This window comes from Mesorhizobium sp. WSM4806 (assembly GCF_055811635.1).
The window spans coordinates 260,194-282,137 of sequence record NZ_JBVVQZ010000001.1; the positions used below are offsets into that span (position 1 = coordinate 260,194).

The following is a 21,944-nucleotide window of genomic DNA, read 5'->3' on the forward strand; positions in this document are numbered from 1 at the left end:
CTGGTTGAATCCGAGTGGCTAGAGATAGGCTACCGACAGCGGCGGGACGGCGGCGATCAGCAACAGGCCGGCAAGCAACGCACCGAGGTAGGGCCAGATGGCGCTCATGGCCTCGTCGGGCGAGACGTCACCGATCTTGCAGGCGATGTAGAAGCCGATGCCGATAGGCGGCGCCATGAGCCCGATGTTCATCGCCGTCACGACGACCATCGAATAGTGCACGTCGTTGATGCCCAGCCGAGCGGCGATCGGAAACATGATCGGCGCCATAAGAACGATCGCTGGCAGACCTTCAAGGACGCAGCCGAGAACCATGAAGACGGCGATGGTGACGAGCATGAAGGAGAACCAGCCTCCCGGCAGGTCGGTCATGTAGATGGCCAGTTGATTGGCGAAGCCGGTTTGCGTCAGCGCCCAGGCCATTGCCGAGGCGGTGCCGAGGATGAGCAGGATGGCGCCGGACAGCGCCGCCGTCTCGACCAGCATGGCGTAGAATTTCTTCGTGCCGATGCCGCCATAAAACAAGGCGCCGATGACCAGCGCATAGAGCACGGCAATTGTGGAAACCTCGGTGGCGGTGGCGACGCCGCCGCCGACGGCGCCGCGGATCAGGAAGGGAAGCACCAGTGCGGGGGCGGAGACGAGCAGGGTCTTCCAGACGAGCGAGAACGGAGCGCGATGTACGCCTTCCATGCTTTCGCCCAAAGCCTTCCAGCGCGCGAGCACCGCAAGGACGAGCAACAGAACCACGGCGATGACGAAGCCGCTGGTGAAGAGCGCGGCGATCGAAACGCCGGCGACCGAGCCGAGCACAATCAGCACGATCGACGGCGGCACCGTATCGGCCATCGCAGCGCCGGTTGCGAGCAACGCGATCATCTCCTTGGGCTTGTGGCCGCGCCGCTTCATTTCGGGGAAAAGTGCCGGAGCGACAGTCGCCATGTCGGAAACCTTCGAACCGGAAATGCCCGAGACGAGGAACATGGAGCCCAGCAGCACGTAGGACATGCCGGCCTTCACATGGCCGAACAGCGACGCCATGAATTCGACGATCGCCTTGCCCATGCCTGTCGCGTCGAGCACACAGCCGAGCAGAACGAAGATCGGCACCGACAGCAGGATGAGGCTCGACATCCCCTCGTCGATGCGGCCGACAAGCACGATCATCGGCACGTGCGTGCTGAAGGCGATGAAGGCGATCGTGCCGACGCCGAAACAGAAAGCGATCGGCACGCCGAGCAGAAGGCAGACCGCCACCACGCCGACGAGAAAGATGACGATGTTGGCGTAGCCGAGCGTGAGGAACAATGGCGAAAGCAGCCAGCCGAACACGGCCAGTGCGGCAATCACTGTGACAGCGGCGGCCAGGTTGGCGAGCGTCGCTGCGCGGATCGCGTGGCCCACGGCGATAACCGACATCAATGCCAGCCCGGCGACAATTGCCGAGGCGCGGAAGCTCATCGGAATGTTGAGCGCCGCCGAGGTGACGTACCACTCTTCCTGTACATACTGGCTTGCCGGCACGATCAGCGCGAGTAGCACCGTCGCCACGACGAGCAAAGCGAGGGCGTCCACGAAGTTGCGGCCGCGCTCGGGGATCAGGTTGAGGAAGATGGTAAGACGCAGATGCTCGTTGCGGTCGATGGCAATCGCCGAGCCGAGCATGGCGAGCCAGAGAAAGGAGATGGAGGCGGCCTCATCGATCCAGACGATCGGCAGCGATAGCACGTAGCGCGAGATGACGCCGGCGAGCAGCAGACCGATGACGAAGACGAGCAGGATCGAGGCCACCGCCTCGACCGGCCACATCAGCCGCGACCCTGGCCGCGCATCCAGCACCTCGGCCGGCGTGTCGACGATCATCGTGTTGTTGCTGGCGGCTGCCATGCTTCAAGCTCCTCCGCTCGGACCAGGCAACAACGCCTGCCTGAAACGCTCACGCCGAAATCGGAACGAAGCGATCTCCTCCCGCTCGTTCCAGATCTTCGCACTTAGGTCTATATTATGGACCTATAATTTCGCATAACCGATTTTTTCCATGTAATCGCCTGTACAGCAGCGACTTGAGGCGAAAATGCGATCCATATTGTGGATCGATGAACCTAAACAGGACTATTCAGGAGGGGTTGCAACAAGACATGCAGCAGGGCGATCTCTCGATCACGCGCAATCGAGAAGCCAGGTACCATCGAATTCCACGCCCGCAGTGGTTGCTTCGCACGAGACGATTACTGTCGTTTGCGCGGCACGCGCGTGTGCAAGAACGGCCGCAAGCAAGTCCCGGTCCTTGCAGACATCAATGTCGTCGATAAGGAGCACGGCCGCTGATCGGACCAGCGCTCGTGCGGCACGGATTCGGGCGGCCTGCATTGCACTAACGCGAGCAGGCTCCAGTCGCCTCTGGCTGCTGCCTGGAGGTCCATCGACTGCCAGGCCGCACAGCGAGGCCGTGGCGATTATCTCTTCCAGAGAAGTCGCTGAGGGCGCTCCCAGGGCTATATTGTCGACCATTGTAGCCCGCACCAACGGGATCGCCGGCGACAAAAGGGTGATTGCCCGGCGCCGGTCGCGCTGCGAAATCTTGTTGACGGGGATGTCATCAAGGAAAACCGCCAGGCCGCTGTTTTCCTCAAAACCTGCGATGCTGGAAAAAAGTGCGCTGCGTGCTTCAGGCGTATCACCGCCAAGCAGGATCGAGGCGCCGGGCGCGGCCCCCAGCACGTTTGACGGCGTGCCGTTTCGGCAATGAAATTCGATGCGCAGCCGCCGGCCTGACGTCGAGCGCGGCATGGGAATTGGATTCACAGGATCCGCAAGGACCGGCCTCGCCAGGATGGAGGCAATCCGGCGGCGGGACTCGACATAGGCAAGCCGATAGTCGGCGGCGCGAGCGAGGTCGGAAAGCTGGCCAACCGTCAGTCCGGCGAGGAGCAATAGCGTGCTGAGATCGCCAACGAGAATCGCCGGGCGGCCCGAAAACGCATAGGCCACGAGGATGACGACGATCACGGGCATGACGAAGTCGCTGGACGCGCGCGCAGCCCCCGACCACCCTGCCCGGCGAACGAGCCACATGTTGAGCGCTTCCGACATCCGGTCGATCTTGCGTGTGGACGTTCCGCTTTTGCCGAAATGGGCAAACGCCGCCCGGGCGACAACGATGTCGCCGAGACGGCCGGCAAGCCGTCCCCGCCTCCGCCGGCTTTCGCGGATGGCCCGGTGAAGAAACGGCAGGGCAACAAGACAGACGATCGACCAGGCAAGAACGCCGCAAAGCAGGAACGGCGCAACCCCCGGGGCAAGCCAGAAGGCGCCAAGCACGATGAGAACGACGGAAGGACCCGCAACAAAGAGGGAAGCGACGCCGTCGGCCAGCCAGGATCTGATGGCGGAGAGGTCGGTGACGAGGCGGGTCATTACCAGGCCGAGACCGGTCCGGCCGGCGCCAGGCGGCAACGCGAAGAGTTGCTCGACCAGCAGTCTGCGGACCTCGCGCACATAGTCCAGTGCAAAAGCTGCCCCCTGTCGGCGCTGCATCACCCCGAGTGCGAAGAGCGCGATGCCGAGCGAAAGGCTGGCCACGATCAGCCTGCCCTGCCCGAGCGGCTGCGGTTCCCCGGAAACCGCCGCACCGACGATAGCGACAAGAGCGAGCGACGTGGCGGCCTTGGCAAAGCCGATGGCGACAAGAACGGCGAGGGCGACCAGTCGCGTGCCGATCAGGATTCCTGGTAGAGGCATTGTGCACCTCCAGCGATCACCATCAGGCGCGGGTTCAATATCCCTGAGACTATGCTTGCCGCGGTCGCCGGATCGGTGAGTTCCTTGACGCCATAGACAGGGGCGTTGGCAGCGCCTGCTTCCCGGCGCGCCAGCGGCGAGCAGGTCAGGAGCCCGCTGAGCCCGAGCACGTCGTATCCAAGCTCGCGCAGCCTTTCGCAGCCCGCCACCGCGCCCATCGCATCGCCTGCGGCAAACAGCACGCCGCCGGTCAGCTCGCGGAATTTCGGGGACTTTGCCAGCGCGGCCGTCTCGGACTGGAATAGCCCATCCGCGACCTCCAGAACCGCGATCTCCGCCCCGGTGGCGGCAAGAGAGTGCAGCAAATGCTGCGCGCCCTCGACGATGGCATCGATTGGAGCAAGATAGGTCGTGGCAAAGCCGGCATCAGTGAAATCAAGGGCGGCGCATGCTCCGGCATCCATCATCGACCAGAGATCATTGCCGGCTCCGGTTCCGGTCACCTTTGCCGCACCAACTGCGAAACCTGCCCTGGTCAAACCACGCACGAGGCTTGCAGCTGTTGTCGTCTTGCCCGAATTCATCGACGTTCCGAAGACAACGATTGTCGGCGGGGGGAGCCGCGCCGGCTGCGGCGCGACCGCAAAGTCTGCAACGTTCAGAACGCGGCCGCATGAGTTGGTGACGAGGCCGAGCGGCACGATCGCAGTCGGAGACATGGTCTTGTCGTGCCATGCCAACGCCCGCGAAGCCACTCCGCCTGCCGCCACCATATGGCACGGTCCGAGATCTGCCGGCACGATCGCTTCGAACTGATCAGGAGCGTAGCGGTTGCCGTAGGCCAGGACGACTTCGTCCGTCGCGGCAAGTGCCGCTTTGCGTCCCGAGGGCAGCTCGACCGACTTGTGGTGACCGAGCGCCTCGATCCGCGCGAGCACCAGGTCGCCTGCCTTCGGTTCGGCAGGAGGCGAAAGCAACATCCGCATGCGCTCAGTGGGAATTCGGCGGGTCGTGAAAGCCCGCTTGGCCTTCGCGATGCGTTCGCAGTCAAGAATTTCCATTGTGGTCTCTCCGGTCACCAAGGGGGCGCTGTTACTTAGGGGAGAACGCGGTTGAACCAGGATTATTCTCGGTGGAGTTGCAATTCTTTTCGCCACGATGGCGTAGACCCAAGCCGCGGGGCCTACGCACACATGTTCTCGGGCAGGCGGGCTGTTCAGGCGCCCGGTGCGATCAGTTTCAGCGATGGAAAATAAGTGCGGTAGCGGCCAACGTCGCGGGTGAGCAGCGGCAGTCCATCGACGGCCGCATGGGCGCCAATGAAGAAGTCAGGCAGCACGCCAGTGCGCGATCCGCCCGATTTGCGATACTGCGTAAAGACCTTTCCGGCGAGGAACAGTGCTGCCCGGGGCATCGGAGCCATTTGGAGACCGGCTTCGTCAAGAAACGCGTCGATACTCTCGATGCGGTCATAGCGGACGGCAAGTTCGGCATAGACCGCATCGTTGATCAACAACGGCCCATCGAGGCTTGCCGCCTCAAGCCGGGCGATCGACCAATCCGCCCAGTTCGCATCGTCCGTGACAAGATCGAGCAAAACGTTGGTGTCGACCAGCGTCACGCGTCGCCACGCGTCAGTGCCATGATCGCGTCGGTGTCGAGCCCCTTGCCGGCATGGCCGCGCAATTTCGCGAAGCGGCTCGCGGGCTGCTTCTTGTCACTACGCACAATCACCACATTGCCGTCATCGGTGCGGCGGAAATCAACCTTGCTGCCCGGAACGATTCCGAGCAGGTCCCGGACCGGCTTCGGGATGGTCACCTGTCCTTTGGCTGTGACTGTGTTGGTCATCTCATCTTGCACCTTGGTAATACCCATTTTCCACAAGGTATTACCAAGTCAGCCGAATTTCAACCTCCGCAAACGGCTGCCAAAGCCATGATTTTGTGACTTGTTTTCCCAGGCGCGCCTGTCGACGTCGTAATCCGCAGGCACGCACCCTATCTACGCCGCATGAATGACATCACGAACAGACGCGCGCTTCTACTCATCAATCCAAAGGCACGACGCGGGCAGGAATCTCTCGCACCGGTCGTCGAGCGGCTGGAAGCCGGAGGGCTCCGCGTCAGCGTCGAGACATTTGAGGCACTGCCCGAGATAGCACGCGACATCGTGCGCCTTCGCCATAGGGCCGATCTTGTGATCGTGTGCGGCGGCGATGGCTCGGTGTCCTCGGCGGCGGTCGCGGTCATGGAAAGCGGGCTGCCGATGGGCATCATTCCGATGGGGACGGCGAACGATCTGGCGCGCACCCTCGAAATACCGTTGGATCTTGGGAAGGCGGCCGACGTGATAGTAGAGGGCGGACGACGTCTGATCGATATCGGGACCGTCAATGGTCACGCTTTCTTCAACGTCGCGAGCATCGGCCTCAGCACCGATCTTGCCCAGGGGCTGGATCCGGCGCTGAAGAAGCGTTTCGGCAGGTTTGGCTATGCCTTGGCGGCCATGAAAGTGTTGACCAAGGCCCGCCACTTTGAAGCAAGGATTACCGAAAAGGGCGCAACGACCGAAGTCGAGACCTACCAGATAGCGGTCGGCAACGGCCGCCACTATGGCGGCGGCAACGTCGTCGAGGAGACCGCGGAGATCGATGACGGCCATCTCGACCTGTACAGCCTGGAAATGACGAATCTCTGGAAAATGGCGCTCTTGTTGCGCTCGTTCCGCTCGGGCACGCACGGCGCCTGGAGCGAGGTTCGCACGGCCAGATGCGTCGAGTTCGACATCGAGACGAAAAGGCCGATGCCGGTGAACACTGACGGTGAGATCGTCACCTCGACCCCGGCGCATTTCAAGGTCCACCCGAAGGCGATTTCGGTGTTCGCGCCTGCCGCCGCGCGCATACAGCCCCGCACAAGGGTGCCTGGTGACGCGGTCAGCGCAAACAGCGGCTAGACTGGCGACCAAGCGCGCGTCGAACAAACCCAACTGCCTGCGGCCATCTCTCGATCAGGAGTGATCTGGCAACAGCAACATAGCCTTCCGGGCATGTCTTCGATCATTGCTTGACGAACGCGCCCGTGTAGGTCTGGCCGGCAAGCCTGACGGTTCCGGCCAGGGTTCTGTCGGGCCGCATGACAAAACTGACGTCTGCGCCACTCGGCAGGCGCTCGAGCTTCAAAGTAGTCCCCACAATTCTTCCAACGCCGGCGGCCTCTCCCGGATGGTTGTCGCCCAGAGTTCCCCACGCATAGGTGACCGTCACCTTGCCATTGGAAGAAATCGTCTGAACAGCAAGTTTGGCGTCATACATCCCCTCCAATCGTCCGGCCCATAGACCCGAAAAAGCAGCATATTTTGTCGGGACGGTCTTGGCAGGGGGAGTGACCGCCACGGATTGATCAATAATTGCCGAGCCGGAAGGAACAGCGGCAGGATCCGAGGCGGTTTGGGCAGGAATGGGTCCAGGTCCTAACGCAGGTTCGACAGTGGGTCGCGGCGTTTCAGGCGCCGATTGGCACGCGGTTACGGCAAGCGCCGCGAAGCCAAGGATTGCGTTGCACATTCGGCGTGCCATCATCTGGTGCCCCGGCCATCTCTGAATCTAGCGCAGGCTAACCTTATCGCGCGTTTTCATGACCTCTGTCTACCCAGGGTATCTCGTCGAAGGACGTGCAGTGGTCGTGAGTGAATGCCTGCATTCGTCGCCAAAGCAGCCGCCATGGTGATATAAAACGTATTTGATTCAAAGATTTACGCCATAATTTCGATCTATTTTCTAGGCTTTTGGCTTTCGACCACAGATGCCTTAGGCTGCTATCGATGCAGTCGCTGCCGTTTCGGCGGCGACGCCGTCCACCATGACATGACCGATGCCCCGCGAGCAGCGCTCGATCCTCGCCTCGACGCGGTACACATCACGCAAAAGCGCCGGCGTAACGACCTCTTCCGGCGCGCCGCAGGCGACCATCCGCCCCTCGGCGATGACGATGCATTTGTCGGCGAAGCGCAGGGCCTGATTGAGGTCGTGAATTGCGATCAACACCGCAATTCCGTGCTTGCGCGCAAGCCCGCGCATGAAGGTCAGCACCTCTACCTGCCGGTGCAAGTCAAGCGCGGACGTCGGCTCGTCCATCAGCAGGATTTCAGGTTCGCGAGCCAGGGTCTGGGCGATGCTTACCACCTGCCTTTGCCCGCCGCTCAATTCTCCGACGTTGCGAAAGGCAAGATCCGAGATGCTGAGCGCGGCCAGGATGCCGTCTATGAGTGCGAGGTCGCCGTCGCTGACCGACCAGGCCGAGCCCTGCTTGCGGGCGAGCAGGATCGATTCATAGACGGTCAGCACCGCGTTGGCTGCCGTATCCTGCGGCATATAGCAGATGCCGTCCGGTCCCTTCGCCGCTCCCTCGAGGCAGACGCGTCCCGGGCCCTTCAGAAGTCCTGCGATGCGCTTGAACAGCGTCGACTTCCCCGCTGCGTTGGGCCCGATCACGGCGACAACCTCGCCACCCCGGAAAATGGGAGTTGAAACATCCGAAAGGACGAGCCGCGCCCCGTGGAAGGCTCCGAGACCATCGAGCCTGATCGTTACCATGAGCGCCTCACATTCGAGAGGATCAGCGAGATGAAGAAGGGAATGCCGATAAGCGAGGTGACGATGCCGATCGGGAAGATCGTGCCTGGAACGAGCGACTTGCTGGCAACCGAACTCGCCGAAAGGATGAGCGCCCCCGAAAGCGCCGAGGCGGGCAGGAAGAAGCGCTGATCTTCTCCGATCAGCATGCGGGCGATGTGCGGACCGACAAGCCCGATGAAGCCGATCGTGCCGACGAAGGCGACGGGAATGGCAGCAAGGAGGCTCACCATCATCATGGTTTCGAGCCTAAGGCGTGCGACCTTGACGCCAAAGCTCGCGGCCTTGTCTTCGCCTAGCCGCAGCGCCGTCAGCGCCCAGGCGCGGCGCACGAATATCGGAAGTGTTGCGAGAAGGATGAGGCTGGTGATGATGAGCTTGGGCCAGGTGGCTTTGGTGAGGCTTCCCATCGTCCAGAACACGACCGCGGCGAGCGCCTGCTCGGAGGAAAGATACTGGACGAGCGACAGCAGCGCATTGAAGGTGAATACGAGCGCGATGCCGAGAAGCACGATGGTTTCGACCGTCACGCCGCGCTTGAGACTGAGCAGGTGGATGACGAGTGCGGTCAGCATCGCCACCACGAAGGCGTTGAGCGGCACGATATATTCGATCGCCGCCGGGATCAGCGCGACGCCGAAGGCAAGCGCGAGTGCTGCGCCAAAGCTGGCCGCCGCCGAAATGCCGAGCGTGAACGGGCTGGCGAGCGGATTGTTGAGGATGGTCTGCATCTGCGCACCGGCGACCGACAGTGCTGCGCCGACGACCACTGCCATGAGCGCGATGGGAAGCCGGATGTCCCACAACACGACGCGCACCTGAAGCGGCACACTGCCGGGAGAAACCAGGGCGAGCACCACCTGGTCGAGGCTATAGCTTGCGGGCCCGAGCGCGAGGTCGATGCAGAGGCTCAGCAGCAGCGCCAGGGCGAGCCCCGCCAGGATCAGCTGCTTGCGCAGGACAAGGGCGCGGTAGAGCCTGCGCCCTTGTTTGGCTGACAGTGCGGCCGGTTCACTGCTCATCGGAGAGCGAGACCCAATGGCCAGGCCTGTACCCGACCGGCAGGAACTTCTCGTGCAACTCCTTGAAGGTGGCCTCGGCGTCGAGATCGGCGAACAGGTCGGGATGCAGCCATTTGGCCATCTGCTGTATGGCGACGAACTGATAGGGGCTGTTGTAGAACTGGTGCCAGATGGCGTGGACCTGGCCGTTCTCCACCGCCTTGATGCCGGTTAGCGCGGGCCGCTCGGTCAGGCCCTTGAGTTTCTTCAGTGCCGCCGCTTCGTCGGCGCCGGGACCGACGCCGACCCATTTGCCGCCCGGCACATAGGCCTCCCAATTGCCGCCCGTCACAATCACCTGGTCGGGATCGCTGGCGATGATCTGTTCGGGATTGAGCGCGCCAAACGTGCCCGGGATCAGGTCGGTCGCGATATTGGCCCCGCCGGCCATGTCGACGAACTTGCCAAAATTGTCGTTGCCGAAGCTCATGCAGCAATCATCGGAATAGCCCCCGGCGCGATCGATGAACACGGTCGGGCGCTTGGGGTTCTTCTCTGCGATCACATCGGTGACGCGCGCGATCTGAGCCGCGCGGTAGGCGATGAACGCCTCGGCCCGCTGTTCTTGGCCAAGCAGCTTGCCGATCAGGCGCATGCTCGGCTCGGTGTTGGTGAAGGGTTGCTCGCGGAAATCGACATAGACCACCGGAATGCCGACGGCGGCGAGCTTCTCGATGTATTGCGCGTCCTCGGTTGCCTGCTTGGACTCGATGTTCATGATCATCACGTCCGGGTCAAGCGCGATGGCCTGCTCGATGTCGAAGGTGCCGTCCTTGAAACCGCCGAAGGTCGGTATCGCCGCCATTGACGGGAATTTTTCCAGATAGACGGCGTAATTGTCGGGATCGGCCTGGGAGAAATCCTCGCGCCAGCCAACGATGCGCTTGAAAGGGTTGTCGGTATCGAGCGCGGCGATCAGGTAGATCTGCCGGCCTTCGCCGAGGATGACCTTCTCGACCGGCGTCTTCACCTCGACCTTGCGGCCGGTAATGTCGGTGACGGTCTCGGCGCGCGCGCCTGGGGTAAGCGGCATCAAGGCCGCGAGCGCGACCGCGGCCGCAAATATCGATTTCAAAATCATTGGGCTCTCGCAATTCAGTTGCCGGCCCCGCTTATGAAACATGAATTGTATAATCAAGAATTTTCTTTTAGAGCAATTCCAATGTAGCCGCTTTGGGGAGTGCGTTTCGGGCAATGACGGCTCACGCAAACTATTCGCTGCGCGACGAGATTCGGGACTATTGGTCCGACCGCGCCGAGACATTCGACCTGCAGGTCGGCCACGAGATTTTTTCGGAGCAGGAGCGTGCCGCCTGGCATGCGCTCATAAGCAGGCACATTGGGCCTGGTGCCGGGCGGGCGTCTCTGGATCTCGCCTGCGGGACAGGCGTCATTTCGCATCTGATGCACGATCTGGGCTTTGTGGTGACAGGCCTCGACTGGTCGGAAGCCATGCTCGCCAAGGCGCGCGCCAAGGCACAAAAACGCTCCGCCGATATCCGCTTCATCATGAGCGATGCCGAACGCACGCTCGAGGACAGGGCGAGCTACGATGTCATCGTCACCCGTCACCTGGTCTGGACTCTGCTGGATCCGAAGGCGGCCTTTGCCGAATGGCTTTCGCTGCTGAAGCCCGGCGGCAGGCTGCTGGTTATCGACGGCGATTTTGTCAGCCGCAACTGGGCGACGCGTTTGCGGGAACTTTGGGAGACGCTCACGGCCAGCACGTCCCAGGTCTCGGACAATGACGGCGCCGCCATGGCCAGACGTCACCAGAACATTCTTGCCCGTGTCTATTTCTCAGGCGGCGCACGGGCGGAAGAGATAGTTCGCTTGCTGGCCGAAGCCGGGTTCGAGCAGCCGGTCGTGGACTGGAGACTGGGGGCGATCCATCGCGCCCAAGCTCGACGGATGATCTGGCCCAAGGCGCTCGAACGCGCCACTCAACATCGCTTCGCAATCTGCGCGACAAAGCCGCAGTAAACGCCTCGGCGCTGCATGGAGCGGGGCGACGGCACGACAGGCAATAGCTGCCGGTCTGCGTCAGCTCAGATGCGCCACCGAGGATTATTTCTTCTGGTTGGCGTCCTGCAGGATCATTTCCGATGCCTTCTCCGCGATCATGACCACTGGAGAGTTGGTGTTGCCGGAAAGAATCGTCGGCATGATCGAAGCGTCGACGACGCGCAGGCCGGAAATGCCGTGCACCCGCAGCCGGCCGTCGACCACTGCCGTCGAGCCTGCGCCCATCTTGCAGGTGCCGACCGGGTGGAAAATCGTCGTGCCGATATCGCCGGCCTTGCGGACGAGATCTTCGTCGCTTTCATAATGTGCACCGGGCAGCATTTCCTCAGGCGCGAAACGGGCAATGGCGCGCGCCTTCATCAAGCGGCGGACGTGGCGGAGCGATGCTACAGCCACGGTCCTGTCCACCTCGGTAGACAAATAGTTCGGCCGGATCTTCGGAGCCGCCTGCGGATCGGACGCCTCCATGTGGACGGTGCCGCGGCTTTCCGGTCTGAGATTGCAGACCGAAACCGTGACCGCGGGGAAACGATGCAGCGGCTCGCCCAGCCGGTCAGTGCTCAACGGCTGGACATGGTATTCGAGATCGGGCGTCTCCAGGCGTGGGTCGCTTCTGGCGAAGATGCCAAGCTGGCTCGGCGCCATCGACAGCGGTCCGCTGCGACGGATAGCGTATTCGACGCCCATGGCCGCGCGGCTGAACAGATTGTGGTAGCGCTGGTTTAGCGTCGAGGCGTTGGCGACCTTGAAGACTGTGCGGATCTGCAAATGATCCTGCAGGTTCTCGCCGACGCCTTCCAGCGCGTGGCGAACCGGGATTCCTGCTGCGCCAAGCACGGCAGGTCGGCCGACGCCGGAAAGCTCGAGCAGCTTCGGCGAATTGATCGCGCCGGCGGCAAGGATCGTCTCGCCTGCCCGCGCTCGATGCAGCTGGCCGCCCATGCGGAAGACAACGCCGGTGACGCAAGCTCCGTCGAAATCCAGCGTCTCGGTCTCGGCGCCGGTGACGACGCGCAAATTCGGCCGTCGCAGCGCGCTGCGCAGGAACGCCTTCGAGGTATTCCAGCGCACGCCTTTCCTCTGATTGACCTCGAAATAGCCCGACCCTTCGTTGGTCCCGCCGTTGAAGTCCTCGGTGCGGGGGATGCCGAGTTCCTCGGCGGCGTCGCGGAAGGCGTCGAGGATTGGCCACGACAGGCGCTGGCGCTCGACGCGCCATTCGCCACCGGCACCGTGAAGGTCGTTGGCGCCACCAAAATGGTCCTCGGACTTGCGGAAATACGGAAGCACGTCATCCCAGCCCCAACCGGGATTTCCGGCTTGCCGCCAGCCATCATAGTCGGCCGCCTGGCCGCGCATGTAGATCATGCCGTTGATCGACGAGCAGCCGCCCAGAAGCTTGCCGCGCGGATAGTTGAGCGCACGACCGTTCAGCCCGGGCTCCGGCTCGGTCTTCATCAGCCAATCGGTGCGCGGGTTGCCCATGCAGTAGAGATAACCGATGGGAATGTTGACCCAGTGATAGCGATCGCTGCCGCCGGCTTCCAGAAGCAGCACGCGCATGCCTGGATTGGCCGACAGTCTGTTGGCCAGCACGCAGCCGGCTGAACCCGCGCCGACGATGATGAAGTCGTACTGTCCAAAATCGGCAGCGGTCTGTGTCAATTGGACGTCCGTTCGCTTGCCATCCTGTCCCATAGCGGACCCATGGCCTTGTTGATCTCACCATAGAGACGATAGCGCCGCTCATAGACCGGTGCGATCGCGCAATTGGGCTGGTAGCATCGGTCGGGCGCGGTCATCGCGGTGGCGCCCGCAGAGAAGTCGGCAAATAAGCCGACGCCTGTCCCGGCTGCAATCGCAGCTCCCAGCGCACCTGTCTCACGGCTGCGCGCCACGGTCACCGGCACGTCCAGCACATCTGCGAATATCTGCGGCCAAACGGCGCTGCGCGAGCCGCCGCCCGAAAGAACCGCCTGGCTGACAATGGCTCCCGCTCGACGCAACGTCTCGACATGGCGCCGGTGCTCGAAGACGACGCCCTCGAACAGTGCGCGCAGCATATGAGCCCGCGTGTGCCAGCCGGCGATGCCGTAGAAACCGGCACGCGCCTTGCCATTCTGCTGCGAGCCGTAAAGGAATGGGTGATAGATCGGCATGTCTCCCGCGGGATCGACGGAAGCAACAAGCTCGCTGCAGATCTCGAATGGCGATGCGCCTGCCGGCGGCGCATGCTCGAAGAACTCACGCACGATCCACTCGAGATTTGCGGCCGAAGTGGCGCTCGATTCGATGGCGAGATAGCGCAGCGGATCGAAGGTCGACAGCATGAAGATAGACGGATCGCGGATCGGCTCTTGGGTGATAACCTGGTTGATGCTCCAGGTGCCGGCAATGATCGAGGCGGCGCCGGTGCTGGTGACGCCCGAACCGATGGCGCTGGCGACGACGTCGAACAGGCCGGCCACCACAGGCGTGCCCGCAAGAAGGCCGGTGGCAGCGGCGACATCGCGCGTGACATGGCCGGCGATGGCGGAGGCTTCCAGCACGTTCGGCAGCAGTTCCATGCAATCGTCGAGACCATAGGCGGCCAGCAACTCAGGCTCGTAGCGTCGGCCGGGCATGTGCAAAAGCCCGCAGCCCGACATATCCGAGGTCTCGGTCGAGCGCGTGCCGGTGAGGCGGTTGACGATAAAATCCTTGCACAGGAAGACGGTGCCTATTTTGGCAAAAAGTGCCGGATCATGGCGCTTGAGCCACGCCAGCAGAGTCGGCGTCTGCGCCGCCCAGGGCCGTTGCAGGCAGTGGATATAGGTCCGGTCGCCAACGCCTGCGGCCGCCCATTCGCTGACGATGCCGACGCCGCGCGTGTCGAGCGACTGGATGCCGAGCAGCGGGTCGCCGCCGCGGTCCAGCGCGTAGAGCCCGTTGCCGTGGCCGGCGCAGCCGATCACCGCGATCTCGCGGGGGTCGATGCCCGACTGGTCGAGGCACTGGCGGATGACCTCGACGGCGTTGCGCCACAATTCGCCGAGGTCCCGCTCGACATGGCCGGGCTCTGGCATGCAGGAACGGCCGTCGCGAGCGGCAAGTGCGAGTTCGCGACCGGCGGTGTCGAAGATGATGGCCTTGATGACGGTATTGCCCGCATCAAGGCCAAGAATGTATCGCTGCATTGAAGCTCCTCCCAAGCTGCAAAGATTACTGTTGCTGGTAGAGCTCCCAAGCCGCCGCGCCGTCCGCATTCTCATGGATGATCGCCATCAATCCTCTCACGACGGCACGAGGGTTGGAATGCTGGTATATGTTGCGGCCATAGACCATGCCTGCCGCGCCTTGTGCCATCAGCGCCGCCGACTTGTCGAAGACGGCGCGCAAATCCTCCCTGCCCCCACCGCGCACAAGGACAGGACAGCGTGCCGCAGCCACCACCCGGTGGAAGTCGTTCGGATCGGTCGTCGGATCCGCCTTGATGATGTCGGCTCCCATCTCGCTGGCGAGCCGGGTCAGGGTGACGATCTTTTCGGGGTCGCCGTCGACCATGTATCCTCCGCGCTCCGAATTGGGCAGCATTGCCAGCGGCTCGATCATCAGCGGCAAGCCATATCTTTCACAGTCGGCGCGAACCCTGGCAATGTTGTGGACGCATTGCCGAAACAGGTCCGGCTCGTCGGGCAGCATGAATAAATTGACGACCACGCAGGCCGCGTCCATCTCCAGCGCGCCGATCAGCGGCTCGGCTTCGTTCTGCAGGACAGCCCACATCGAACGATGGCGGGTTTTGTTGTATGGATTGCCCATGTCTATGCGCATGACCAATGCCGGCTTGTCCTTGCCGGGCAGGGTCTGCAGCAAATCGGCCTGGCCATAATTCATCTGAATGGCGTCCGGCCCCGCGGCGACCAGCTGGGCGACGACGCCAGCCATATCCTCCAGCCCTTCCAGGAACGACGGCTCGTTGCATACGCCATGGTCGATTGCGACGTCGAGACAGCGCGCCCCGCCGAACAGCCGCTTCATGCGGACTTTCTTGTTGATGCGCATTCGGCGCTCCTTCCTTGGTCTTTTTGCGATAGCTGGTCGAGATCGACGCCGTGCTGGCGCTGCAGCAGGGCGAGGAAATCGGTGCGCTCGAACGCCTTGCGCGCAGCGTCCCAGCTCTTTTCGACAGCGAGAATATCGAGAACTGCGTCGAGAAGGTCGCAAGAGAGAGCGCCGGTGATGGCGATTGTCGTGCGGCGGAGCAGCAGGTCCTCCAACTGCTCGACATATTCATTGGCGATGAGATACTGAATCTCCCGGACCGAGTAGTCGCTGCCAGGCAAGAGCTCGTCCTGTCCCGCTGCCAAAAAAGCGGCGACGGCATCCGCCACGGTGCCGTAGCGCGCGAACAGGCTGCGCATGCGGTCAAGCGACAGGCCATGCGCCGCCGCGCGTTCTGCGCACCATTTTTCGGGGGCCATGGGAAAATGCCGGCCGCCGCCGATCGGCATGTTTTCGGTGCCGACGATGCGCCGTCGGCACAATCGCTCGAGCACGATATCCGCTGCCAGTTCGCCGAACGACCGGAAGGTTGTCCATTTCCCGCCGATCATGCACAGCGTCGGCTGCACCATACCGGCGCCCTCGATGAGCTCGCAGAAATGATCGCGGGGAATGCGCCCGGTAAAACTGTCCCGGCTTATCGGTAGCGGCCTCACCCCGGTGAACTGAAAGACGATGTCGGTATCAGTGATCTCGATCCCGGGAAACACGAAGGACACGGACTGCCGGATGTATTGCCGCTCGTCGTCCTCGCAGCGCGCCTGGTCGGGATCGTCGGCACGGATATCCGTCGAGCCGACCAGCACATTGCCGAGATAGGGGAACAGGATGCAGATCCGGCCGTCCTCGTTCTCGTAATAGATCATGTGGCCGTCGAGCGCGTCGTGAAGCTCGCGATTATCGACGATCAGATGCGATCCTTTGGTGCCGCCCATAAACTTGGGCGCAACGGCTCCGATAGCCGAATTGGTCAGGTCGATCCAGCCGCCTGTGGCGTTGACGACGAGCCGCGGCTTCACGGCGATCGTTTCGCCAGACAGTCCGTCGTTGAGCGCAAGGCTCGCGTCACCAAGCGATACACGTGCATAGTTGAGCGCTCGAGCGGATGGCTTTTCGTTCATGGTGTCGCGCAGCATCTCGGTACCCAGCCGCTCGGGGTGGCTGACCCAGGCGTCATAGTATGTCGCCGAATTGCGGATAGCAGGATTGATTGCAGGCCAGACCTTGAGTGTTTCAGCACGGCTCCTGAACTTGTGCGTCGGGACGATACGCCGTGCGGCGGTGAAGAAGTCATACATCGCCAGGCCGGTCTTGATGACCAATGCGCCGCGCCGACCCGGACGACGGCTTAGCCCAAGGAAGCGGAATGCACCATTTGCGATGCCTGAGAACAGGTCGAAGATTGGCACTGTGGTTGGCAGTGGCGCAACGTAATGCGGCGCGTTCTTCAATAGCCGATCGCGTTCGAGCAGGGATTCGCGGACCAGCTTGAACTCGCCGTTTTCAAGGTAGCGCAAGCCGCCATGAACCATGCGCGAGAGGGCTGCGCTGGCGCCGGAGCAATAATCGCCCTTTTCGGCGAGCAGGACATCGACGCCCTGCAAAGCGAGTTCGCGAAACACGCTGATGCCGTTGATGCCGCCGCCTATGACGAGGACGTCAACATCGGGGTTCCCGCGCAAGCCGGCGATCGTCTGGATGCGATTCATCTCAGGACGCGCTTTCGATCACGCGTCTATCGCTACGAGGTGCCCGGCCACCGCCGCATCGATGGCCCCCAGTTCCGCCGCGCTCAGTAAAATCTCCCCTGCCCTGGCGTTGTCGAGCGCCTGCGTCGCGTTTCGCGCTCCACACAACGCGAAGGTTATGCCGGGTTGCGCCAGCGTCCAGGCGATGACGATCTGCGCCATGCTTGCCTGGTGGATCTCAGCGACCGGGGTCAGGGCATGTTTCAACGCGGCTACCTTGCGCCGGTTAGCCTGAGAGAAGCGCGGATTGTCTTTGCGCTGGTCGTCGCCGCTGAACTCGCGCGCCGGATCGATGGCGCCTGAGAGCAGGCCGAGTGCAAGCGACGAGTAACTGAGTGCTGCAACTTGATGCTGGCGCGCGATCGGCAGCAATGTCTGCTCGATGTCGCGATCCAGCATCGAATATCTTTCCTGGATCGCGTCGAGCTGGCCAGCGGCGACATACTGCTGCAGCTCGGCAGCATTGAGATTGCTGGCGCCGATGGCGCGGACCTTGCCAGCGGATTTGAGGCGTTCGAGCGCTCCCATTGTTTCGGCAATGGGTGTCGTCGGGTCCTGCCAGTGGGTGATGTAGAGATCGATATAGTCGGTGCCGAGCCGCCGCAGGCTCTGTTCCACTTCATAAGCGATGCCGTCGGCGCCCAGATATCGGTTCACCGGCGTTCCATCCTGATCGAAGAAGTGGTTGCCCTTTTTCGAATGCCAGTTGAGGCCGCATTTGCTGGCGATGACCGCGCGGTCGCGCCGGCCCTTGATGGCCTTGCCGACGATCTCTTCGCTGCGGCCAAGACCGTAAGCCGGCGCGGTGTCGATCAGCGAAACGCCGGCATCGAAGGACGCCTGGATGGCGGCGATCGATTCTGCTTCATCCGTGCCACCCCACATCCAGCCGCCGATGGCCCAGGTGCCGAGTCCCACCGCCGAAGCGACAACGCCGGACTTGCCGATTGAGCGGGTGATTTGTCGAGTATTCATGCTGCATTTCCTTCGGCGAGCTCGAGGATCTTCAAGCCGGTGGTTTCGTCGGTGACGAGAGTGTCTAGGTGAGAGCCGCGCATGGCACTGAGGATTGGGACCACCTTGCTGGCGCCGCTTGCGACCCCGATCGACTGCGGAATGGTCGCGAATTCCTCGAGCGTCAGCGAGACCAGTGAGCGGTTGAGGCTGTAGTCCGCGAGCTTGCCGTCGCCGTCTATGAGATGGGCGAGCAGCTCGCCCGCCGCCCCCGAGCGCTCGATGGCCAGCCGGTCGGCGCTCGAGGACGGGTGCAGATCGTAGTAGCTCGAATCGTCAGCCAGGATGGAGCCGATGCCGACGACCGCAAGCGTTGCTTCGCGCGCCTTGTTGAAGACGTCCGAAACGGCCCGGACGCCCATCAGCATGTCACGTTGGGCCGGGCTGTCGGCAAACAGCGGTGCGTGAATCTGAAAGGCGCGCCCGCCGAGTTTGTCGGCCATCAGAGACGCGACATGATTGACGTCGGTGTAATGCTTGCCCTGGACCAGGCCGGTCGCGGGAACAACCTCGACGTCGTAGCTGCGGCTCGGCTTGAGGCCGGCGACGACGGCACTCACCCCCTTGCCCCCGGTGATGGAAATCGTGTCGCCGTCCTTGATCGTCTCGAGCACCAGCCTGGCTGCGGCCTCACCGACACGCTGAAGCGCAGTCTGCGGATTGTCCGAAACGGAGGGGACGACGACGGCCCTTTGGAGTCCGCCGATCGCGACAAGTCGCGCCTCGATGTCGATCAGTTGCTCGACCGGCGACTTGATCTTGATCTCGACAAGCCCGAGTTGATGACCGCGTTTGATGAGGCGGTTGACGGTCGCATGCGAGATGCCAAGCTCCTTGGCGATTTCCGCCTGCGTCTTGGCTTCCATGTAATGAAGCACAAGCGCCTGATACATCTGGCGGACGATCGTGACGTCGTCCCGCGAATTGGGTGGTGACATGATGGATGCTCAACTCTCGCGCTGCTGCTCAGGACTTCCTGCGGTGCAGGAAGTGGTCGATCGATACCGCCGCGAGCAGGATGCATCCCTTGATCATGTCCTGCCAATAGACGGAAACGTCGAGCAGGATCAGCGAGCTTGTGACGACCGAGAGCAGCGCCATGCCCAGTATTGCGCCGAAGATGGTGCCCGAGCCGCCATTGAGCGATGCTCCGCCAATCACCGCCGCGGCGATGATGTTGAGCTCCATGCCAGCGCCGAAGGTCGGGGTCGCAGCGCCAAAGCGTGACATATAGATGACGCCGGCAAAGCCCGCGAGGGTGGAGCAGAGAACCGTGACCCAGAATTTGACCTGCTTGGTCTTGATGCCCGAAAATTGGGCCGCCTTCTCGTTGCTGCCGGTATAAAAGACCTTGCGGAAGGCCGTGGCACGCCGAAGCAGAAAATCGAAGATGGCCACGCCCACGACAAAAATGACGATGACATAAGGCACATTGCCGAAGCTGCCCTGGCCGATCGCCTTGAACCCGGGCGGCAGGGTGAACAGCGACAGCGGGGTTCCCTTGGTGATGACAAGGCAGAGACCGCGCACGATCACCATCGCCGCCAACGATGTGATGAAGTGATTGAGCCCGATAACGGTCACGAAGAAGCCCATCACCGCGCCGATCAGCGCGCTGGCGCCTATGCCGATGAGGCTCGCGGTCCACGGGTCCAGACCCATCAGGAAGAGAGCGCCTGACACGACCATGGAGAAGCAGACCACCGACCCGACGGAAAGGTCGATGCCGCCGACTATGAGGAGTATCGTCATGCCGACCACGACGATGCCTTCAATCGAGAAGCTCATCAGCATGGCGCGGAAATTTCCCCAGGTCAGGAAATGCGGCGAAGCGAATGTCATGGCGATGCACAGCGCCAGCATGATTGCGATCAGCCCCGCCTCGCGCATTGACCCAAGACGCAGCCAATTGCGCCCGCCAAGCCCGGGGGCGCTCGCCTTGATTTCAGCGTCCATGAGGGTTCCTCCGGTCTGTCTAAGCGACATTCTGAACCTGCCTTGCGTTTGATCGTTGCTGCCGGAGACCCGAAGCCAGCAGCATGATTGCCTCTTCGGTCAATTCGTCAGCCCCCAGTTCGCCGACGATGGCACCTTGGTGTATGACAAGCACCCGGTCGCTCAGTCCGATCAATTCCGGAAGCTCGGATGAAATCACGATGACGCCGACGCCCCGCTCGGCGAGATCGCGAAGCAGGCGATGAATTTCCACTTTGGCGCCGACATCGACCCCGCGTGTGGGCTCGTCCAGAATGACCACCTTGGGGCCGACCGAAAGAAGCCTGGCGATGGCGACTTTCTGCTGGTTGCCACCGCTGAGCGTCGACACCAGTGTCTCTATGCCGCCCATGCGCACATTGTGGCGCACGACCAGGTCGGTGGCTTGCTTTGCCTCGGCGCGGCGATCGAGCAGCCCAAGCGGCGTGGTCAGCTTCCGAAGGTCGAGCGCGGAGATATTGGATGCAACCGACAGGTCGAGGAACAGGCCGGACGCCTTGCGGTCCTCCGAGAGGTAGACCAGGCCTGCGCGCACCGCATCGCTGTAGGTCCTGATGCTGATCGGCTCGCCGTTGAGTTCGACCGATCCCGACACTTTCGGGCGCAAGCCGCAAACGGTCTGGACCATCTCGCTGCGACCGGCGCCAATCAACCCGCCGATCCCAAGAATTTCGCCTGCTCGAAGCGTGAACCCAACGCCAGCGGAACCCTGTCGATAGGAGAGATTTTCGACCGACAGCACAGGGCGGTCGGTACGCCGTTCAGGCGAGAGCTTTTCGGGATAAAGCTGCGTGATTTCGCGCCCGACCATCTTGCGCACGACATCATTGGGAGTGACCGAAGCGATAGAATCGGTCGCTACGTATCTGCCGTCACGAAACACCGTGACGCGGTCGCACAGGCTGAAGATCTCCGCCATGCGATGGCTGATGTAGATGATTGAAATTCCGCGCGCCTTGAGATCGCGGACGATTGCGAAAAGGCGCTGCGCCTCGGTCTCGGTCAGCGCGGCCGTCGGCTCGTCGAGCATCAGCACCCGGCATTCGAGCGTCAGCGCCTTGGCGATTTCTACAAGTTGCTGGTTGGAAATAGAAAGCTCGGCGACTGGCGTCTCGACCGGGATCGGCGCCAGCAGGTCCATTATCTTCTGCGCATCGGCGTAGAGCCGGCGAAAATTCATCAGCGGCGCGCGCCGATTGTTGACGGCCGCCATGAGGATATTCTCGGCCACCGTGGCATCCTGGCAGAGCGCGATTTCCTGATGGACGAGGCCTATGCCAAGCCGCTGCGCGGCGGATGGCGATGTAATGGTGACGTTCTTGCCTTCGAGACGAATGGCGCCTTCGTCGGGTTGCACAATGCCGGCGATGATATTCATCAGCGTGGACTTGCCCGCGCCGTTCTCGCCGCACAGCGCATGAATTTCGCCGCGCTGCAGCGTGAAATCGACCCCGGTCAGCGCTTTGATGGCGCCGAACGATTTCGAGATGTCGCGGATTTCAAGAATGGCGGCGGCAGTCACTCCGTCCCCCTTCAGCGTTGAAATTGATGATATGGCCCGGGTCGAGGGGGGGGGGGCCCCCCCCCCCCCCCCCCCCCAAAAAAAAAAGCGAGGAAAGCCGCGGGGGCGGGGGGGTTTAAAAAAAAAAAAGCCCACCACCCAACAACACAAGGGGGGGA

Annotated in this window: 19 protein-coding genes; 2 read left to right on the plus strand and 17 right to left on the minus strand. The window is 62.4% G+C overall.

The window, feature by feature from the left end:
* Positions 1-18 precede the first annotated feature (18 nt).
* The 5 genes from AC0L2M_RS01180 to AC0L2M_RS01200 form a co-directional block, all read right to left on the minus strand.
* Positions 19-1,863, minus strand: a complete 1,845-nt coding sequence (locus AC0L2M_RS01180) for a TRAP transporter large permease (RefSeq protein ID WP_473533943.1) — start codon at positions 1,861-1,863, stop codon at positions 19-21.
* A 297-nt stretch (positions 1,864-2,160) separates the two neighbouring features.
* A complete protein-coding gene (locus tag AC0L2M_RS01185; protein ID WP_287298742.1) occupies positions 2,161-3,741 on the minus strand; it encodes an ABC transporter transmembrane domain-containing protein in 1,581 nt (526 codons plus the stop codon).
* The gene (locus AC0L2M_RS01190) at positions 3,720-4,802 is read right to left on the minus strand and encodes a P-loop NTPase family protein (protein WP_473533812.1); all 1,083 of its coding nucleotides are present in this window, start codon (positions 4,800-4,802) and stop codon (positions 3,720-3,722) included. Before AC0L2M_RS01190 ends, AC0L2M_RS01185 begins: the two co-directional genes overlap by 22 nt.
* Before the next feature lie 155 nt (positions 4,803-4,957).
* Positions 4,958-5,362 (minus strand): type II toxin-antitoxin system VapC family toxin, encoded by a 405-nt coding sequence (locus AC0L2M_RS01195; RefSeq protein ID WP_287177739.1) that lies wholly within the window; start codon positions 5,360-5,362, stop codon positions 4,958-4,960.
* Positions 5,359-5,592, minus strand: coding sequence for an AbrB/MazE/SpoVT family DNA-binding domain-containing protein (locus AC0L2M_RS01200; protein WP_027156398.1), 234 nt, complete (start codon positions 5,590-5,592; stop codon positions 5,359-5,361). Before AC0L2M_RS01200 ends, AC0L2M_RS01195 begins: the two co-directional genes overlap by 4 nt.
* Before the next feature lie 162 nt (positions 5,593-5,754).
* On the opposite strand from AC0L2M_RS01200, the gene AC0L2M_RS01205 reads away from it, so the two are divergent.
* Complete coding sequence (locus AC0L2M_RS01205; protein WP_287177740.1) at positions 5,755-6,699, plus strand: lipid kinase; 945 nt, start codon at positions 5,755-5,757, stop codon at positions 6,697-6,699.
* 103 nt (positions 6,700-6,802) lie between these two features.
* Here the strand turns inward: AC0L2M_RS01205 and AC0L2M_RS01210 are convergent, their stop codons facing one another.
* The 4 genes from AC0L2M_RS01210 to AC0L2M_RS01225 form a co-directional block, all read right to left on the minus strand.
* Positions 6,803-7,309, minus strand: a complete 507-nt coding sequence (locus AC0L2M_RS01210; RefSeq protein ID WP_473533813.1) for a hypothetical protein — start codon at positions 7,307-7,309, stop codon at positions 6,803-6,805.
* A gap of 243 nt (positions 7,310-7,552) precedes the next feature.
* A complete protein-coding gene (locus AC0L2M_RS01215) occupies positions 7,553-8,338 on the minus strand; it encodes an ABC transporter ATP-binding protein (RefSeq protein WP_236388103.1) in 786 nt (261 codons plus the stop codon).
* Positions 8,332-9,399 carry a FecCD family ABC transporter permease gene (locus AC0L2M_RS01220; RefSeq protein WP_236388102.1) on the minus strand — a complete coding sequence of 356 codons (1,068 nt, stop codon included), beginning with the start codon at positions 9,397-9,399 and terminating at the stop codon, positions 8,332-8,334. The genes AC0L2M_RS01215 and AC0L2M_RS01220 overlap by 7 nt, the downstream gene beginning before the upstream one ends.
* Positions 9,389-10,471, minus strand: coding sequence for an ABC transporter substrate-binding protein (locus AC0L2M_RS01225; protein WP_236388958.1), 1,083 nt, complete (start codon positions 10,469-10,471; stop codon positions 9,389-9,391). The genes AC0L2M_RS01220 and AC0L2M_RS01225 overlap by 11 nt, the downstream gene beginning before the upstream one ends.
* 161 nt (positions 10,472-10,632) lie before the next feature.
* Between AC0L2M_RS01225 and AC0L2M_RS01230 the strand changes: the two genes are divergently transcribed.
* Positions 10,633-11,421, plus strand: a complete 789-nt coding sequence (locus AC0L2M_RS01230) for a class I SAM-dependent methyltransferase (RefSeq protein ID WP_236388101.1) — start codon at positions 10,633-10,635, stop codon at positions 11,419-11,421.
* Positions 11,422-11,505: 84 nt separating this feature from the next.
* On the opposite strand, the gene AC0L2M_RS01235 is transcribed toward AC0L2M_RS01230, so the two are convergent.
* From AC0L2M_RS01235 to AC0L2M_RS01270, 8 genes are read right to left on the minus strand one after another with little or no spacing between them, the layout of a single operon-like run.
* Positions 11,506-13,128, minus strand: a complete 1,623-nt coding sequence (locus tag AC0L2M_RS01235; RefSeq protein ID WP_287050015.1) for a GMC family oxidoreductase — start codon at positions 13,126-13,128, stop codon at positions 11,506-11,508.
* Entirely contained in the window at positions 13,125-14,639 is a 1,515-nt protein-coding gene (locus AC0L2M_RS01240) for an FGGY-family carbohydrate kinase (protein WP_287217362.1), read from the minus strand. Before AC0L2M_RS01240 ends, AC0L2M_RS01235 begins: the two co-directional genes overlap by 4 nt.
* A gap of 25 nt (positions 14,640-14,664) precedes the next feature.
* Positions 14,665-15,507, minus strand: coding sequence for a class I fructose-bisphosphate aldolase (locus AC0L2M_RS01245; protein WP_287217363.1), 843 nt, complete (start codon positions 15,505-15,507; stop codon positions 14,665-14,667).
* Positions 15,480-17,216, minus strand: coding sequence for a glycerol-3-phosphate dehydrogenase/oxidase (locus AC0L2M_RS01250; protein ID WP_473533814.1), 1,737 nt, complete (start codon positions 17,214-17,216; stop codon positions 15,480-15,482). Before AC0L2M_RS01250 ends, AC0L2M_RS01245 begins: the two co-directional genes overlap by 28 nt.
* Before the next feature lie 18 nt (positions 17,217-17,234).
* Complete coding sequence (locus AC0L2M_RS01255; RefSeq protein ID WP_473533815.1) at positions 17,235-18,230, minus strand: aldo/keto reductase; 996 nt, start codon at positions 18,228-18,230, stop codon at positions 17,235-17,237.
* Positions 18,227-19,207 carry a sugar-binding transcriptional regulator gene (locus AC0L2M_RS01260; protein WP_473533816.1) on the minus strand — a complete coding sequence of 327 codons (981 nt, stop codon included), beginning with the start codon at positions 19,205-19,207 and terminating at the stop codon, positions 18,227-18,229. Before AC0L2M_RS01260 ends, AC0L2M_RS01255 begins: the two co-directional genes overlap by 4 nt.
* Before the next feature lie 28 nt (positions 19,208-19,235).
* Positions 19,236-20,225, minus strand: coding sequence for an ABC transporter permease (locus AC0L2M_RS01265; protein ID WP_473533817.1), 990 nt, complete (start codon positions 20,223-20,225; stop codon positions 19,236-19,238).
* Positions 20,226-20,244: 19 nt separating this feature from the next.
* A complete protein-coding gene (locus tag AC0L2M_RS01270; RefSeq protein WP_473533818.1) occupies positions 20,245-21,786 on the minus strand; it encodes a sugar ABC transporter ATP-binding protein in 1,542 nt (513 codons plus the stop codon).
* Between the last annotated feature and the right edge of the window lie 158 nt (positions 21,787-21,944).